Origin of the sequence: Kitasatospora sp. NPDC086801 (assembly GCF_044745805.1) — a bacterium.
Taxonomy (GTDB): domain Bacteria; phylum Actinomycetota; class Actinomycetes; order Streptomycetales; family Streptomycetaceae; genus Kitasatospora.
Genome location: NZ_JBIVAX010000067.1, coordinates 1 through 15,936 on the forward strand (window position 1 = coordinate 1; position 15,936 = coordinate 15,936).

At 70.8% G+C, this 15,936-nt stretch carries 14 protein-coding genes and 1 pseudogene; 8 read left to right on the forward strand and 7 right to left on the reverse strand.

Annotation, left to right across the window (positions count from 1 at the left end; translation table 11 throughout):
• Window positions 1-534 (forward strand): annotated as a pseudogene (locus tag ACIPLC_RS36785) (hypothetical protein); the annotation flags it as partial.
• Here ACIPLC_RS36785 and ACIPLC_RS36790 read toward each other — a convergent pair.
• Window positions 521-1,000 carry a hypothetical protein gene (locus tag ACIPLC_RS36790; protein WP_400477415.1) on the reverse strand — a complete coding sequence of 160 codons (480 nt, stop codon included), beginning with the start codon at window positions 998-1,000 and terminating at the stop codon, window positions 521-523. The pseudogene ACIPLC_RS36785 and the gene ACIPLC_RS36790 overlap by 14 nt on opposite strands.
• 231 nt (window positions 1,001-1,231) lie before the next feature.
• Here ACIPLC_RS36790 and ACIPLC_RS36795 point away from each other — a divergent pair, with 231 nt between their 5' ends.
• Together ACIPLC_RS36795 and ACIPLC_RS36800 are read left to right on the forward strand one after the other, a co-directional pair.
• The gene (locus tag ACIPLC_RS36795) at window positions 1,232-1,567 is read left to right on the forward strand and encodes a hypothetical protein (RefSeq protein WP_400477416.1); all 336 of its coding nucleotides are present in this window, start codon (window positions 1,232-1,234) and stop codon (window positions 1,565-1,567) included.
• 140 nt (window positions 1,568-1,707) lie between these two features.
• Entirely contained in the window at window positions 1,708-2,196 is a 489-nt protein-coding gene (locus tag ACIPLC_RS36800) for a DUF4265 domain-containing protein (protein WP_400477417.1), read from the forward strand.
• 19 nt (window positions 2,197-2,215) lie between these two features.
• Here ACIPLC_RS36800 and ACIPLC_RS36805 read toward each other — a convergent pair whose 3' ends face one another.
• A complete protein-coding gene (locus ACIPLC_RS36805; RefSeq protein WP_400477418.1) occupies window positions 2,216-2,659 on the reverse strand; it encodes a hypothetical protein in 444 nt (147 codons plus the stop codon).
• Window positions 2,660-2,723: 64 nt separating this feature from the next.
• Between ACIPLC_RS36805 and ACIPLC_RS36810 the strand changes: the two genes are divergently transcribed.
• The 3 genes from ACIPLC_RS36810 to ACIPLC_RS36820 all read left to right on the forward strand — a co-directional run bounded on the left by ACIPLC_RS36810 (window position 2,724) and on the right by ACIPLC_RS36820 (window position 4,875).
• A complete protein-coding gene (locus ACIPLC_RS36810; protein WP_400477419.1) occupies window positions 2,724-3,341 on the forward strand; it encodes a TetR/AcrR family transcriptional regulator in 618 nt (205 codons plus the stop codon).
• A gap of 112 nt (window positions 3,342-3,453) precedes the next feature.
• Complete coding sequence (locus tag ACIPLC_RS36815; RefSeq protein ID WP_400477432.1) at window positions 3,454-4,035, forward strand: DUF4188 domain-containing protein; 582 nt, start codon at window positions 3,454-3,456, stop codon at window positions 4,033-4,035.
• Window positions 4,036-4,092: 57 nt separating this feature from the next.
• Window positions 4,093-4,875: a C39 family peptidase gene (locus tag ACIPLC_RS36820; protein ID WP_400477420.1), complete on the forward strand. Its 783-nt coding sequence runs from the start codon at window positions 4,093-4,095 to the stop codon at window positions 4,873-4,875.
• An 80-nt stretch (window positions 4,876-4,955) separates the two neighbouring features.
• Here the strand turns inward: ACIPLC_RS36820 and ACIPLC_RS36825 are convergent, their stop codons facing one another.
• The gene (locus ACIPLC_RS36825; RefSeq protein ID WP_400477421.1) at window positions 4,956-5,807 is read right to left on the reverse strand and encodes a hypothetical protein; all 852 of its coding nucleotides are present in this window, start codon (window positions 5,805-5,807) and stop codon (window positions 4,956-4,958) included.
• 262 nt (window positions 5,808-6,069) lie between these two features.
• Between ACIPLC_RS36825 and rpe the strand changes: the two genes are divergently transcribed.
• The gene (gene rpe / locus ACIPLC_RS36830) at window positions 6,070-6,753 is read left to right on the forward strand and encodes a ribulose-phosphate 3-epimerase (RefSeq protein ID WP_400477422.1); all 684 of its coding nucleotides are present in this window, start codon (window positions 6,070-6,072) and stop codon (window positions 6,751-6,753) included.
• A gap of 216 nt (window positions 6,754-6,969) precedes the next feature.
• The gene (locus ACIPLC_RS36835; protein ID WP_400477423.1) at window positions 6,970-7,929 is read left to right on the forward strand and encodes a pirin family protein; all 960 of its coding nucleotides are present in this window, start codon (window positions 6,970-6,972) and stop codon (window positions 7,927-7,929) included.
• Window positions 7,930-7,937: 8 nt separating this feature from the next.
• Here ACIPLC_RS36835 and ACIPLC_RS36840 read toward each other — a convergent pair whose 3' ends face one another.
• From ACIPLC_RS36840 to ACIPLC_RS36855, 4 genes are read right to left on the reverse strand one after another with little or no spacing between them, the layout of a single operon-like run.
• The gene (locus tag ACIPLC_RS36840; protein WP_400477424.1) at window positions 7,938-9,026 is read right to left on the reverse strand and encodes a DNA helicase; all 1,089 of its coding nucleotides are present in this window, start codon (window positions 9,024-9,026) and stop codon (window positions 7,938-7,940) included.
• A gap of 10 nt (window positions 9,027-9,036) precedes the next feature.
• The gene (drmB, locus tag ACIPLC_RS36845) at window positions 9,037-10,875 is read right to left on the reverse strand and encodes a DrmB family protein (protein ID WP_400477425.1); all 1,839 of its coding nucleotides are present in this window, start codon (window positions 10,873-10,875) and stop codon (window positions 9,037-9,039) included.
• A complete protein-coding gene (locus ACIPLC_RS36850; RefSeq protein WP_400477426.1) occupies window positions 10,872-13,988 on the reverse strand; it encodes a helicase-related protein in 3,117 nt (1,038 codons plus the stop codon). The genes drmB and ACIPLC_RS36850 overlap by 4 nt, the downstream gene beginning before the upstream one ends.
• 13 nt (window positions 13,989-14,001) lie before the next feature.
• Entirely contained in the window at window positions 14,002-15,780 is a 1,779-nt protein-coding gene (locus ACIPLC_RS36855) for a sigma-70 family RNA polymerase sigma factor (protein ID WP_400477427.1), read from the reverse strand.
• Between the last annotated feature and the right edge of the window lie 156 nt (window positions 15,781-15,936).

The window sequence follows — 15,936 nt, forward strand, 5'->3', positions numbered from 1 at the left end:
CGTGACGGCCAGAAGCCAGCCCCTCCACCACGCCTGCCACGGGCGCCCCTGACCGACCCATTCGGACAGTTCCAATACCCGACTCCACCATTAGCGGTCTTCGACGACGACATCGTGCGCCACTACCAGCAGTTCCTTGACCAGCGCCGCCAGCTGCGGCCCGAGGAGGAATACCGGGACCCCACGTCGGAGGAGTGGGCGGAGTTCCAGGACCACTTCGACAAGCGGAAGGTCGAACTGGGCTCTTGCGGACGTCCCTACGGAACACCGTGCGCCCACGAGCACGCCTGCATCAGATGCCCCATGCTCTCGGTCAACCCGAAGATGCTGCCCCGGCTGGACGAGCTGGAGGACGACCTGGTCGCCCGCCGCAAGCACGCTCTCGCCCAGGGCTGGAAGGGCGAAGTCGAAGGCATCGAGCTGACCCTGACGTTCCTGCGTTCCAAGCGGTCCCAGGTTCACCGATCGCAGCAGCTGCCCCCGGTGGACCTGGGCATTCCCTCGATCCCGCACAGCCGACCTACAGCCGAGTGATCAGCAGCGCGGACACGAGCAGAGCCCCGGAGTGCAGGGCCTGATCGGCGAGGTACATGCCGTTGAGGCCAGCGCTGTGCAGTTCGGCGAAGTCGGGCGAGCCGGTGTGCTGGAGGATCCAGCGGACGGGGAACCGCCGGTCCAGGAGGGCGTGGGTCGCCATCGACCAAGCGAGGCCGGCGGTCAGGCCTGTCCAGCTCCAGTGCATCGGCAGGACCAGCCAGGTCAGTCCGAGTAGGACGGCCAGGACCAGGTGGTACTGCCCGACGTGGGCCAGGCACGCGCCCCAGCCACGTCGCGGGCTTGCGCCAGCAGCGACCTCTTCCCGGCTCGGGGCGCCCTTGTGGGCGGCCTGTCGGTCGCTCTGACCGAGCACATGGTCAGCCAGGTTGTGGCCGACCATCAGCACCATCAGGGTCAGGGCGGTGGTGGCCAGGACGGTCAAGTTGTGGATCTCGGTACGCATGGCGGCGTCCCTCTTTCTCGGTCAATGGACATGGGTCAGCGGTCGACGGAATTGGGGCCGGTCCGGATCGCCAGCGGGCCGCGCTCGACGTCGATCACCGACTTGCCGATGTCGCGGTGCGCTGGCATCGCCCGCAGTCCGGCCGCGAGGACCCCACGGTGAAGCTGACCAGCTGCAACGGCTGCACTTTTCTGGACTACGGATGTCAGCCGGGTGAGGCATGATCCCGGCATGCTGGTGATGAAGAGTCGGACAGGTCTGCTGGCCAAGCGACCGTCAAAGCCGACCGTGAGTGCGGCGATAGCAAACCTGCAGCGCGGCGGCGCCCTGATCCTCGAACGTGTGGATGAGGAGTCGGGAGACTGGTATGTCCAGGTTTGGATGCGTGAGGACAACACGTTCCAGCTGGAATACCGGGACGGCGTTCCTGCCGAGCACTACCAGACCCGGACTGTCTCGCGTGACAAGGTCATCGCGGCCATGCTCGGCTGGATGAAGGGCGAGCCCGACTGGAACGCCCCCTTCATGTGGAACAACATTGGGTCCTGGTTCGACGCTGAGAGCTAACCGGTCACGGCTCGCGGCTCTTCAGCACGCGGGGAAGGTGAACGTCGAGGTGCTCGGGCTGCCTGGGCCCCGCCGACAGCAGCAGTGATCAGCTACGGCATCATGGCAGGCCATCGGAGCTGGCCTTGGGGAGTGCCGTCATGCAGTTCATCGTCCACGAGCACCCGGTCGGACGGGCCGCGACCAACTACATCGCGCGCGCCGACCTGGCTCCCTTCGGACTGGAGGGACAGGTCGAGCAGCTCTGGCTCAAAGCGATCAACGACGAGACCTACAAGGTCGCCTGCGTTCCGTTCTCGGTCTACGGGCTCGCCCTGGGCGACACCGTGCTCCTCAACGACGACGACTATGTCAGCGCCGTGGTCGGGACCTCTCGGCATCGAACGCTGCGGTTCCTGTTCATTCCTGATCTGCCTGCCAGCGACCTTCAGCCAGTTGCTGAGAGGATCAAGGCCGAGATCACCGCTGCCGGATTGCTGAGCGAGTGGAACGGCGACCGCTTCGTCGCTGTAGATGTCCCGCCCGGCGTTGAGCCCTCTGGACTGTTCGCTGTCATGGAGGCGGTCGTCAACGCTGGCCATGCCTTCTGGGAATGGGCTGACGCGAAGCCGTTCGCAAGCCGGTCTTGATGCCTCACTTCGAGTTCACTCAACGCAAGCTGAGCGCCAGGTCCTTGGTGCAGAGAAGGTCGAGGAGGTAGGCGCCGTTCATGCCGTGCTCGGCGAGGCGGACGAAGTCTCCCCGCCGGGTGAAGTCGGCTGCCCGGCGGAGGGGTTCGCGGCGGTCGGCGAGGTAGTGGGTGGTGGCGGAGAGCGCGAGGGCGGCGAGGAGGCGGCGGGGCTTGGGGCGGATGCCGAGGGCGTGGGTGCCGAGGAGGAGGGTAGCGGCCTGGGTGGCGGTGTAGGCGGCGACGTGCGCGGCGCAGGCGCGGCGGCCGGCCGGGGTGGGACGGCCCTTGGTGGCGGCCTGGTGGTCGGTCTGGATCCAGTGGTCGGCGAGGGTGGCGGAGGCGCGGAGGAGCGCGTAGACGGCGGCGAAGGTGGCGGCGCGGGAGGTGGGGTGGGGGATGGGGGTCGGGGTGGGCGTGGGCATGGGGCTCCGATCGGTGGGGTGACGGTTTCCTGATGGGGCGGCCTGCTGTGGTAGCAAGGCAGGCATGACGGAACGGCCTGGCGGGCGCAGCTCGTACCACCACGGATCGCTGCCGGAGGCGCTGGTCGCCGCGGCGTTCGAGCTGCTGGACGAGTACGGGCAGGAGAAGGTGAGCATGCGGGAGGTGGCGCGGCGGGCCGGGGTGTCGGCGGGGGCGCCGTTTCGCCATTTCGCTGACCGGCAGGCGTTGTTGACGGCGCTGGCGGACCGGGCGTTGGCGGACTTCGCACGGTCGCAGCGGGCCGACGCGGCGGCGGTGGAGCCGAACGGGGGATCGGTGATGCGGGCGGTCGGGCGCGGGTTCATCCGGTACGCGCTGCACCATCCGCGCCGGTTCGAGCTGCTGCGTTCGCGGGTGTTCGTGGCCTCGCGGGAGCCGGAGCTGCGGGATCAACTGGACGGCATCGAGCGGGCGTTCACCGGTCTGATCGTGGCGGACCAGGAGGCGGGCCGGCTGCGTCCGGGGGATCCGGAGCTGGTGGGGCTGGCCGGGCAGGCGTTGGTGTACGGGCTGGCGCAGATGATCGTGGACGGCTACCTGCCGGAGGAGAAGGCGGAGGAGTTGGCCGAGAAGGTGCTCGACACCTTCGGCCAGGGCGTCGCCAACCACCCTTCGCAGTAAACGATTTGTGCGTGTGACGAGCCTTGACCGGGTTTCCCGGCCCTGATGTAATCACCGATTACATGGGGTGCGGGAGGCTGAGATGTCCATGGGAACGACGTTCGTCCGAATGATGTTCGCCAAGCCGACGCCGGGCTACACCACCGCGGGCGCCACCGGCGACACCGTGGTGCTGCTGATCGGCATGCGGATCAACCGCTTCTGGGCCGTCCACCACTGGGGCCCGGTGATGTTCGCGATGTTCCGGATGCTGTACGAACTGGGGCGCAGCCCCGAACGCGGCCTGCGCGGGCGGATCCTGCTCACCGCCTCGCCGCGCACGTACTACGTCGTCCAGTACTGGGAGTCGAAGGAGAAGCTGTACGGCTACGCGAGTGCGCCGGACGGCTTCCACCACACCATGTGGGGCATCGTCAACCGCAAGGTGCGGGAGGGGAAGGTCCGCCGGCACGTCGGGCTGTGGCACGAGACGTACGTCGTGCCGGAGGGCGGGTACGAGTCGATCTACTTCGACATGCCGCCGTTCGGCCTCGCCGGCGCCACCGGCTCCCTGCCGCTGGAGGCGCGCGGGCGGCGCGCGTCGCAGCGGCTGGCCTACCGGTCGGGGGAGGACGGGGAGCAGTCGGGGGAGGGCGTGAAGGAGGGCTCGAAGGAGGGCTCGGCGGAGACCTCGGGGGAGCGGGTGCCCGAGTAGGGGTGCTCAGGGAGTGTCGCGGGTCGGCCGGGCGCCGTGGCGTGAGAGCGTCGGGGGATGGTGGAGGAGCAGGGCGGGATGCCGACGGGCGTGCCGACAGGTGTAGGGGCGGGTGCGTCGACGGGCGGACGGGCGAGCGGGCTGGTGCGCGGGCCGGTGGTGCACGAGGTGCCGTACCACGCGCAGTGGGAGTCGGCGGAACTGGTGCGGGCGATCATCGACGGGCAGGTCGACGCGGCCGAGGACCCGCGGTGGGGGCAGTCCGGCGCGGCCACCCCGGAGGAGTACGCGTGGTGGTCGTGGCGGCTGTGCGGGGTGGCCTGCCTGCGGATGGCGCTCGACCACTGGTGGGGCCTGGCACCGCCGGCGCTCACGCTGGCCGGGGAGTGCGTGGCGGCGGGGGCGTACGTCCGGGACGGCGAGAGCCTGCGCGGGCTGATCCACACGCCGTTCGCCGACTACGTCCGGCGGCGGTGGGGGCTGGCCGCGCAGGCGCGGGAGTTGGCGCCGGCGGAGCTCGCGGCCGAGGTGGCCGGCGGGCGGCTGGCGATGGTGTCGGTGCATCCCGCGATCCGGGAGCCGGCCGGTCCGGCGCCGGTGCGGCGGGGCGGGCACCTGGTGCTGGTGGTGGGCGCCACGGACACGGCGGTGGTGATCCACAACCCGTCCGGCTTCCCGGGGGAGTCGCAGTCCTTCGCGCACGTGCCGTGGCGGTCGTTCGAGCGCTTCTACGCCGGGCGGGGGATCGTCCTCGGCCCGCCCGGCGCGGGTGGCACGGGCGGCGCGGGCGGGGCGGGCGGGGCCCGATCGGTTCCCGACCAGGAACCGGCCGGGAACTGATCGGGACCCTCATCAGGACCTCATGGGGACCTTCATCAGGACCCTCGTAGGGATCTCATCGGGCCCCCGTCGGGAGCTGATCAGGGGTTGTCCGGCAGGCCGACCGGGTTGACCGGGAGGTGACTGCGACAGAGTGCCGAGATCGGCTTCAACGCGGCCGCCAGGCGGTCGAGTTCGGCACGCGGGTAGCCCTCCCAGACCCGCGCGGCGGCCAGGTCGGTGGCGGCCTCCAGGGACTGGTGCCGGATCCGGCCGAGCTCGGTCACCGTGCCCGCCGCGGTCAGCCAGCCCCGCTCGACCAGGCGCCCCGCGGCCGCGTCCCACTCCTCGTCCGTCCAGCCGCGCATCGGCTGGAGCACCTCGCGCCGGACGTCCATCGCGCACCGGACCACCAGCGCCTCGCACCCGTCCAGCCCGGCCGCCACCAGGGCCGCCACGTGGCCGTCCCCGCGGTGCTCGCGCATCACCGTGGCGGCCTGCCACAGCCGTTCGTACAGTCCGGCGGGGCGGGGGAGCGCGGCGTTGGCGGCGGCCAGCACCCGGCCGACGCAGTCGAGCCGGGCCGTGGCCCGCTCCAGGGCCTCCACCGCCAGTTCGACCTGCTCCGGGTCCACGTGCTCCAGCAGCCGGCCCAGCGCCGCCGTCGAGCCCTTCAGCCGGGCGGCCAGCGCCTCCTCCGGGCTGGCGTGCGTCCACACCTCCGGCAGCGCGCGCTCGACCATCGCCGGGGAGAAGCTGAAGAACGCGGCGGTCACCGGCGGCGCGTCCACCGCGCCCAGCGGCGCCGACCGGCTGGCGAAGTAGCCGCGCCAGCCGCCGCGCAGCCCGGCCGCCTCGAAGGCCTCGCGGCTCTCGGGCAGGAAGTAGGTGACGGCGTGCACCGGTTCGAAGAGCCACCACAGCGCACGGGCGGGGTGGACGAGATCGGCCATCGAAGGACCTTCCTCGGAGAGGGGCGGGGCGAACCCGGCCGGACGGGGCGGCCCGGCGGGCGCCGACGGATCGGGCGCGCGGACCGCTCCAGTGCTGATGACCACGGCGGCGGCCACGGTAACCCCGCACCGGGTGTGATGAGGGTCACGAGGAGGTCGCGCTGTGCGCCCGGCGGCGCGGCGGCGCGAGATGATGGGACGAGGTGCCCGCTCCCGGGACGCCGCAGCCCTCGTGTGAACCCTCGTGTGAAGGTAGTCGGTAATGGCGCAGATCAACCCCAGCATCCTGTCCGCGGACTTCGCCCGGCTCGCCGACGAGGCCGAGGCCGTCAGGGGCTCGGACTGGCTGCACGTCGACGTGATGGACAACCACTTCGTGCCCAACCTCACCCTGGGCGTCCCGATCGTCGAGTCGCTCGCCCGCGCCACCGACATCCCGCTCGACTGCCACCTGATGATCGAGGACCCGGACCGCTGGGCCCCCCAGTACGTCGAGGCCGGTGCCGGCTCCGTCACCTTCCACGTCGAGGCCGCCGCCGCGCCCGTCCGGCTCGCCCGCGAGATCCGCGCCAAGGGCGCCCGCGCCTCCATGGCCCTCAAGCCGGGCACGCCCATCGAGCCGTACGAGGACCTGCTGCCCGAGCTCGACATGCTGCTGATCATGACCGTCGAGCCCGGCTTCGGCGGCCAGGCCTTCCTCGACATCATGCTGCCGAAGATCCGCCGCACCCGGGAGCTGATCGCCAAGCACGACCTGGAACTGTGGCTCCAGGTCGACGGCGGCGTCTCCGCCGGCACCATCGAGCGCTGCGCCGAGGCCGGCGCCGACGTGTTCGTGGCCGGCTCGGCGGTGTACGGGGCCGAGGACCCGGCCGCGGCCGTGCGCAACCTGCGGGAGCTCGCGACCAAGGCCACGGCGGACGCCTGGTGGGCCTGCGGGCACTGAGCCCGGGCGGAGCGGCGTTCAGGGGCCCTGGGGTGCCCCGGGTGCCTGGGTGCCTGGGTGGCCGGGGCACTTGAGTGCCTGGGCACCTGGCACCCGGACCCGGCTCCGGCCCCGGGCTCGGACCCGGCGAGGGGTGGAGGATCCGTCGGCCGTCAGGGATGATCATTGGCGAACGCCCCTCGCCCGGCCCCTCTCCGCACGGTGGTGGAACCGCACATGAGCAACCTCGACCGCAAGCCCTCCCCGACCACCTGCGGCCGCGAGGCCGACACCGGACCGGTCAAGGACCTGCTGACCGGACGCCAGGTCCAGCTCGGCGAGAGCACGATGGTCCGCCGCCTGCTCCCCAACCTGGGCCGCCGGATGGTCGGCGCCTGGTGCTTCGTCGACCACTACGGTCCCGACGACATCGCCGACGAACCCGGCATGCAGGTCCCGCCCCACCCCCACATGGGCCTCCAGACGGTCAGCTGGCTCCACCAGGGCGAGGTGCTGCACCGCGACAGCCTCGGCAGCCTGCAGACCGTCCGCCCGTACGAACTGGGCCTGATGACCTCCGGCCGGGCGATCTCCCACTCCGAGGAGTCCCCCCGCCCGCACGCCCGCTACCTGCACGGCGCCCAGCTCTGGGTAGCCCTCCCGGACGCCCACCGGCACACCGCCCCCACCTTCGAGCACCACGCCGACCTGCCGGTCGTCACCGCCCCCGGCCTGCGCGGCACCGTCATCCTCGGCACCCTCGACACCGCCACCTCGCCCGGCACCGCCTACACCCCCCTCGTCGGCGCCGACCTCGCCCTCACCGAGGGCGCCGACCTCAAGCTCCCGCTCGTCCCCGACTTCGAGTACGCCGTCCTCTCCATGTCCGGCAGCGTCGACGTCGACGGTGTCCGCGTCGAGCCCGGCTCCATGCTCTACCTCGGCTGCGGTCGCCCCGAACTCCCCCTCCTCGCCCGCACGGACGCCGCCGTCCTCCTCCTCGGCGGCGAACCCTTCGACGAGAAGATCTTGATGTGGTGGAACTTCATCGGCCGGTCCGGTGAGGAGATCACCCGGGCGCGCGAGGACTGGACGTCCACCGCCCGCTTCGGCGACGTCCACGGCTACGACGGCGCCCGGCTGCGCGCGCCGGAGCTGCCCGGCCTCCCGCTGAAGGCGCGAGGGCGCCGGCGCTGAGGGAGCGGTCAACCGCGTAGCAGCAGGTTCGGACTCACAGGTGCGAGTACCGGCGGCTCGACGTTCCCTTCGTAGCCGAAGTGCAGTTCCTGCCGGGCTCGGGTTGCCAACACGTAGTACGTCATGCGCAGTGCTGCGGAGCTGGGGTCGGTGGCGTTGTCGGTGTGGGTGTCGGGGACGACGACGATATCGAAACCGAGCCCCTTGGCGCTGGCGCGGTTGACGATGACGATGCCTGGGCGGGTGAGGTCGACTGTGCGGTAACGACCCTGGGTGGCCTGGGAGGTGTAGAGCTGGGGGCGCAGTCGGGGGGCTTTGCGTTCCAGGCGGGTCAGCAGGTCGGACTGGGCCCGGGTGGAGCCGAGGATGACGCCGATGCTGGACCGGGGGTGGCGTGTGGCGAGGGCGATGAGTAGATCGGTTGCGGCATCGGGACGGCCGAGGCGGTGCAGGCGGGAATTCGGGCCGGGTCGGTCGGGAAGTGGCGGTGCGGTGGTGCCGGTGTGGAAGTGGGCGGCGAGCTCGGCGATCTGGCGGGTGTTGCGGTGGTTTCCTGCGAGTTCGTGGCGGGTGCAGCCGCCGAGGCTGCTGGAGATCTCGGAGATCGTGGAGTTGGTGGCGGTGAGGCGCTGACACTCGTCGGCGTACACCGTTGTACGGCCGCCGAGAATGCGGCAGAGCCGGTAGAACCCGATCGGGAGGTCCTGTCCCTCGTCGACCACGAGGATGGGGGCGGGCCCGTGGTCGGTGACGGCGGCACGCTCATAGAAGCTGGCCCAGTCGAACCAGCCGTCGTCGGTCCGTGGTGCGTCGCCGCCGAACCAGTGGGTGAGCCAGGCGTGGGCCGTGGCAACGCGTACACCGTGGTCCTCGGCGCCGAGGGCGGAAACGACCGGGGCGAGTGTTTGGCGCAGCAAGTTGGAACGGGTGAGGAGCACGGTCGGCGTGCCGGTGAGCGCGAGCATGAGGGCGCGCTGGGCTGCGAGCAGGCTCTTCCCGCTGCCGGGTGGGCCGCTGACCAGATGGTTGCCCTCGAACGGCAGGGTTTCCAGCGAGGCCCGCTGGGCAGGGCTGAGGTCGAGATAGGTGAGCGTCATGGCAGGGTGCCTACTCCAGTGCTGCGGCCGCGGTGGTGCGTGCGGCGGAGACGACGGATTCGAAGTAGCCGGGAACCTGTTCGCTCCCGACGAGGAGCGCTCGGTCGAGGAGGGTGTTGCCGCTCTCGCAGCTGGTCTCCGGGAGCAGGGAACAGGCGTGGCAGGCAGCTCGGTTGAGGTTGCCGAAGCCCTGGCCGGTGTGTTCGGCGCACAACGGGTCCGCGGAGCACCAGGCGGCGGCCTCGATCATACGTAGCAGGGTCTCGGCGAGGTGCGGTGCCTCTCCTTGCTGGACGAGCCCGCCGAGGGTGCCCTCGGCGTCGCCTGCTCCGGTGTAGACGAGGATCCCGTGCTGGTCGTGCTCGGGCCGTGCGTACACGCGTTCACGCAGGCTTGCCGTCGTGTATCCGGACTCGAAGGCGAGCTGGCGGACGAGCAGGTGGGCGAGCGTGTGCAGGAGCACGAAGCGGGGTGACAGGTCGGTTCCGGTCAGTCCGGCCAACTGCTCCTTGCGGAAGGATCCGTCCAGGTCCGCACTCATCCCGGCGACCCGTCGGCGGACCTCTTCGTTCTGCTCCCACTCCGTGAGGCAGGCTTTGTCGAGGGTGAGGAAGACGCCCTCACCGAAGACCTCGACGGCAGGCAGCCATTTGAGCCGCCGCGCGGTGTCGGCGGGTACGAAGGCCGCGTCCGGTGACACCCGGCTGAACCCGGAGAGGGCGCGGACCTCGCGCAACCGGTCCGCGAGCACGACTCGCCCGATCCGCTGGTGGAGTTCGGCCCAGGGCCCGACCGTCTCGTGGGAGAGGCCGAGGGTGGTGTCGCGGATCGTGAAGTCGCGGGTGGCGGGGCGCGCCGGAGAATTGAACGCGGCCCATTCCTCTCGGCTGAGGTCCGGGCGCGCAGAGGTGCCGGAACCTTCACCGGACAGAGTCGGGGCAGCGCCCGTCTCCTCCGCCAGGAGGGCGTCCAGGAGTGCGTCGTCGGCGCCGGTGTCCTCCTTGATCATCTCGCGGAACACTCCGGCCTTCGACCCCTCGGAAGCCCGGCACAGCGGGATCCACAGATCGTTCGCCAGCACCTTGGCGGTGAGGTCCTGGTCGGTCACGGCCGAGGTGTCGCCCTCCGGGATGTCGAGGGCTGAGTGCGTGACGGGGTAGTAGAGGTTGCCTGCCGTGCGCTGCACGATCTGCACGGGCTTCACGCAGGAGGTGGCCTCGCCGATCCGCTGCCACGGGTTGCGCCCCGAACAGCGCAGGCCGTGGGTGCCGAGGATGTCCAGGAGGTCCCGGGAAGCGCCACAATCCTTCGCCCGGCACTCGACCGAGAGCGCCTCCAGACCGGCCGCCCGCTCGGAGACCCGGAACCGCAGTTGCTCGCGGGAGGCGCAGGCCTGACGCCTGGCGGCGTCGAGCCGCGAGTGGGCCCAGAACCACCAGTCGACGTCTCCCAGATGGCCGGCGGCGCAGATCTGCACGAAACGCATCGGTGTGAGCTGCCGCACCGGCGAACACGAGGGACAGCGTGGTGGGACGCCATGCTTCTCGTCGGCGATGCGCCAGCGCACCATACGTCGGCACGACCCGCAGAACAGCCAGGCCGGGAAGCGGATGTAGGGTGCGCCCGCCGCGTCCTGCCGGTCGTAGCGGTCGTCCGTCGCGGCGGGGGCCGCGTAGAAGCCGGTGACGCCGAGTTTGGCGGCGAGCCGCGGGGACTCGACGGGTTGCCGGAGCCGTGGCCAGTCCCCGATGCCGGTGGCGACGAACGACTCGCCCTGGATGTCCAGGACGGCGCCGACTCCGAACGGAAGTACGGTCTGTGCTTGGCGGACCCTCAGTCGTCGGCTCACTGGTCGCTTCCCTTCACCGTCACCTGGCACTCCCGGTCGACGTTGCGCATCGAGTTCGGGGTCTCCCAGAGACCGCCGTACTGCTCGAACCCCTTCAGCAGGTTCACCTGCCCCTTGCCCTGGCTGCGGTAGTGGAGATCCTTGCCGTCCGCTGCGGCCTCCCGAGCGGCGTTGGTCCAGCCGGTGAGCAGCTGGGCGATCTCCGTCCGGATGCCGTCTGCTGAGCGTGGATCGCTCGCGGCGGCCCGGGTCACGAGCTCCTCGGCGAGGGCCTCGGCGGCCGGCAGCACGTCGGGGAGACGGCCGGCCTGGTTCTCCTCGGACAGACCGAGGCGGTGGCGGACCAGGATGACGAGTGCGGCGTGGAGGGCGCGGCGTCGTGCGGGCACCGACCACGGGGTCACACTGGTCGGCTCGACGTGCCGGTACAGCGAGCGGTGGTAGGTGCCGAAGGTCTCGTAGTGGGAGCGGTCGCGCGGCCGGGTCGCGTTGAAGAACGCGACCACAAGGCCGGGCACGGTGTGGCGACCTACTCGGCTGGTGGCCTGGATGTACTCGGCGGTCGTCTTCGGCTGCCCCTGCATGAACATCAGTGCGAGCCGCTTCACGTCCACACCGACGGACAGCATGTTCGTGCACGGCAGGAAGGACACTGCCTGCGGGTCGTCCCAGGGCCGCTCCAACCGGTCGAGTAGGACGGGCTGTTCTGTTCGTGGCAGGTTGCTGGTCAGTTCCTGGACCTGGCGGTCGGTCAACTCGCGTGTACCGTCTCCGCCGTTCAGACCGGCGAGCTGTGCCGGAATGTCGTCGGCCGCCGCAGTGACCGTGCGGCCCAGCTCACGCAGACTGTGGTGGTAGGCGACAAGGGTCCAATAGTCGTCCCGGTGTTCCTCCGGAAGCTCCCAGGCGCCCTGGAGCATGGCGGCGGCGGTGGTCACGGCCGCACGACCGGCGGTGTGGCCCTGGGCCATGACGCCGACGTAGCAGCGGCCGGGTCGTGACGTGTCGGGCTCGGCGAAGTACGAGTGGCGGGCGTCGAGGCCCGCCGGGGGGAAGAGCTGTACGTCGCCCCCGTAGAGGGCGCGGACCTGCGGGCCGGAGCGGCGGATGGTGGCGGTGGAGGCCACCACCTTGGGGCCCGTCCCGTCGGCCGTGGTGCACAGGCCGAGCACCGCCGCCTCGTAGAGCCCGACCGTCGTGCCGAGCGGCCCGGTCAGCAGGTGCAACTCGTCCTGGATGACGAGCGACGGAGGGAGGTTGCCGGTGCCGGCCCCGAAGAGCCGGCCGGCTCGCGGTTCCCAGGCGAGGCGGGCGAACTTGTCGACGGTGCCGAGGACGAAGGTCGGCGGCCGGTCGTACAGCTGTTGGTCCACCACGGCGACCGGGAGTTCGTCGTGGAAGGCACACTCCTCGCGCGGGCAGAAGAAGGTGAAGGAGTCACCCGTGGCGCGCACCCCGTAGTCGCCGATGTCGGACGATTTGTGGGATGGGAGGATGCGGGTGCCGCACCACGGGCACCGGTCGAGGATGAACACGTCCTCGGGGCGAGCGGCTGCGCGGACCTCGTCGAAGAGGTTCTCGGCTGCGGCGTAGGAGTTCGGCGACGTGGCTTCTCCGACCCAGAGGCCGATCGAGAATGGTTCGCTGCCGAGGGTGTCCGGGGCCGCGCGACGCAGGGTCTCCAGGGCACACAGGGTGGTGGCGGCACGCTGGAACTGCTGGGTGGTGAGCAGGCTCAAGGTGTAGCGGCTCAGCACGGCGGTGCCGCCGCCGTTCGGCGCGCCGCGGCGCAGCAGCATCGCGAAGGCGGCGAGGAGGAGGTACGCCTCTGTCTTCCCACCGCCCGTGGGGAACCAGATCAGGTCGATCACCCCGCGGTCGGGGTGGCCGGGATCGACGGTTCCGTCGAGTGCGAGCAGGAAGAAGGCGAGCTGGAACGGGCGCCAGTGCTCGCCGGCGTCGGGCGCGGGATCGAGCAGCACGGGCTCGTTCCGGCTGCGGCGTTCTCCGGCCTGGTCGGAGCGGATGTGCCGCATCTGGAGGGCCATGGCGTGATTGGCGGTGCGGAACGCCTGGAGCAGCTCGGGCCGGGACGGATCGCAGAGCGTGCGGACGCCGTCCTCCATCCGGCGGACGGCTGAGCCGATGCGTTCCAGAATGCGGTCTGCGGCTTCGCGGCCCCAGGTGGGAATCTCCGTCCGGGACTGCTCCTCGTACCACGAACGGTAGTCGGCGGTGAACAGTGCGAGCTCGGAGCGGAGCCGGTCCACGGGCAGCTCGGGATCGGCGAGGTGCAGGAGGTTCAGCACCGGTGCGTCGACCAGCCCGGCCGCTCGGGTGGCCGGCACTTCGGCCTCCGGCATCACGGCCGCCCGCAGGACGATGATCCGGCCGCTGCCGTCCGACTCCTCCTCGACGGCGCAGCCGTGGCCGACGGCGTGGGTGCGGACGTGCCGGTACTGGAGCCGGAGTTCCTGTTCCTCCGGGTCCCGGCTCGCCAGCCGTACGCTCGGGTACTGGAGGACCGAACCGTCCAACGGCCGTGCGGTCAGGCCCACCTGGAACAGCATGCGGTCCCACTGTGCGACGCGGCCGAGTGCCTGGCCGGCACGGGCCGTGTTGACCAGGGCGATGGTGATCAGATGCCCGGGGCCGAAGCCACGTCGCCGCACCCGGATCTCGGCGCGGCCGTCGAGAACGGTGATCTTCTCCTGCCCCGGTCCGATGATGCGTGGCTCGTCCACCAGGGGGGTTCGTTTCCACTGGCGGCCGTGCTCACCGTGGAGCGTGGCGTACCGGGACCCGGCGCAGTGAACCTCGATAGTCGAGGCGTCGGTGTAGAAGCTGAGTCCGAGGGAGGACGGCAGCCACGAGTTGGATTCGGGGACGGGATCGGAGGCGGGGTTGGTGTCGCTCGCGGCGGACTCCGCGCCGGGGCCTTCCAAGGTCTCGGCGGCGATGGCGAGCCGTTGCTGGAGGTCGGCGTTCTGCGGGTAGAGCGTTCCCATCAGGTACTGGCGGTCGGGTGGAATCTCGATGACCTCCTCCGGTCCGTGGGCGGGGCCGACGAGCTGGCGCCGGAGGTAGCTGACGAGTTCGTCCCTGGGTTCCACGCTGTCGTCCGTTCTATCGTTCGGTGTCCGGTGCTGAGGGGTGGCCGAGGCACTGGGCCGGGGCCGGCGGTGTCGGGCGGGGAAGCGGCCGTCCCCTGGTGGGTGGGGTCGGGGGCTGCCACCACCGAACGCCCAGTGACTCCAGGACGATCCGGCGGTGGGTCGGCAGCCCGGCCCCGTCGAGGCCGCCGTTCTCGTACTGCTCATCGACCCACTGGCCCAGCCGGAAATCCCCCTCCTGGTGGTCGGGCTCGGGAAGCCGGCTCCCTTCACGCTGGCGGAACGCCTTCAGGGCGTTCACGCCGGCACACCAATCCCGGTTGGTACGGTCCTTCGCGATCGCCTGGACTGCGTTGGACGACGCGGCGGTGACCTGCCTGTCGGTGAGCATCCGGCGCAGGGTGAGGTACGGAGCACCGGCGGGGTCCGTGAAGGCGAGTTCCAGGACGGGCCGGACCTTCACCTCCAACTGGCGGACCCGTTCTCGGGTGATCCCGAGGTCTTTCCCGAGCTCGTCCAGGGTGGCCGGGTCTTCTCCGTCCAGCCCGTACCGCCGGGTGACGATGTGGGCGTACCGCTCAGGCAGCGCGGCGATGGCCGCGTGCAGCTCCGTTTCGGTCAGGGCCTCGACGACCGCGCCCTCCACCCCCGGGATCGCGGTACGGGCTTCGATGAGATCGCCGAGGTGGACGCCGTCGCCGATGATCCGGTCCAGTGAGTCGGTTCGGCGGCTGAGCCGCCGGGCCTTGTCGACCGTGGTCACCGGGAGGTCGCAGGCCACCGCCACGTCGGCGGCCCCGACGGGGAGCCCTCGGGAGAGCAGGGCACGCTCGGCGCGAGCCACCTTCTGCATGACCTCGTGCATGTGCACGGGAACGCGGATGGCACTGCCCTCGTCGGCGATGGCCCGGCCGATCATCTGGCGGACCCATGTGGTGGCGTAGGTGGAGAATTTGTTGCCCATGCTCGGGTCGAACTTCCGGGTGGCCCGCATCAGCCCGAGCGTGCCGCTCTGGACGAGGTCCTCGTACTCCAACCCCTGCTCGGTGTACTGCCGTGCGACGGAGTGGGCGAGACCCAGGTTGTGCAGGACCAGACAGTCCCGGGCTCGTCGTCGTTCGTCCGCCGGTGGGAGCTCGGCCAGTTCCTCATCGGTCGGTTCGGTACCCACGTTTCGCACCCCGCCGCGCAGGAGCACGGTCAGGCCTACCTCCTCGTCCGCGCTGAGGATGCGCTTGGCCGGACGGAGCAGGAAGCGGTCATCGGTCAGTACGCGGTGGGCCGCGGTGACGGCGCGCTCCAGGCTGCTCTCAGCGACCGGCGCGGTCTGGGCGGGGATCGGCTGCGAAGTTCCCCCGACGGTGTCGCGCGGATTCGGGACGGGCATGTTGCTGCCAGGCGGTGGGATCACCTGGACACCGGACCGGAGCTCCTCGGCCTCGGCCGCGGAGAGGCCGGTCAGACGGGCGACCCCCTCCAACGCCCGGGCGTCGACCATTCCTGCGGTGTCGGCGAACCGCTCCAGCAACCGGCGTGCCGTCTCCGTGCGCGGGGAAGCGGCCCGCTGCTGTACAGGTGCCTGGTCGGCTTCCGGGCGGGGTGGTTCGCCGATCGGGAGTTTCATCGCTGTGAGGGCAGTGGCGAGCCGACCGCGCGCCTCCTCGCTCAGTCCGAGTGCTTCGGTCTCGCTGCGGAAGACCTGGTAGGGCACGACTCCGCGTACCTGTTTCGTCTGAAGGTCGGCGTACAGCCTGCCGAGGGCGGCCTTCAGGCTCGGGACCTGGTGGTTCAACTTTTCCACCCCTTCACACGGAGGTGAGGCACAGCGGCCCCAGGAAGCGCAACGAAATGGGCTGCAGGCCCGGCGTACACGCAAATGCTAGTGAATGCCTGTTAGCGTCGTCAACGCATAAACCATGTGGTGTACGTCCGCCTGGGAATCGTGTAC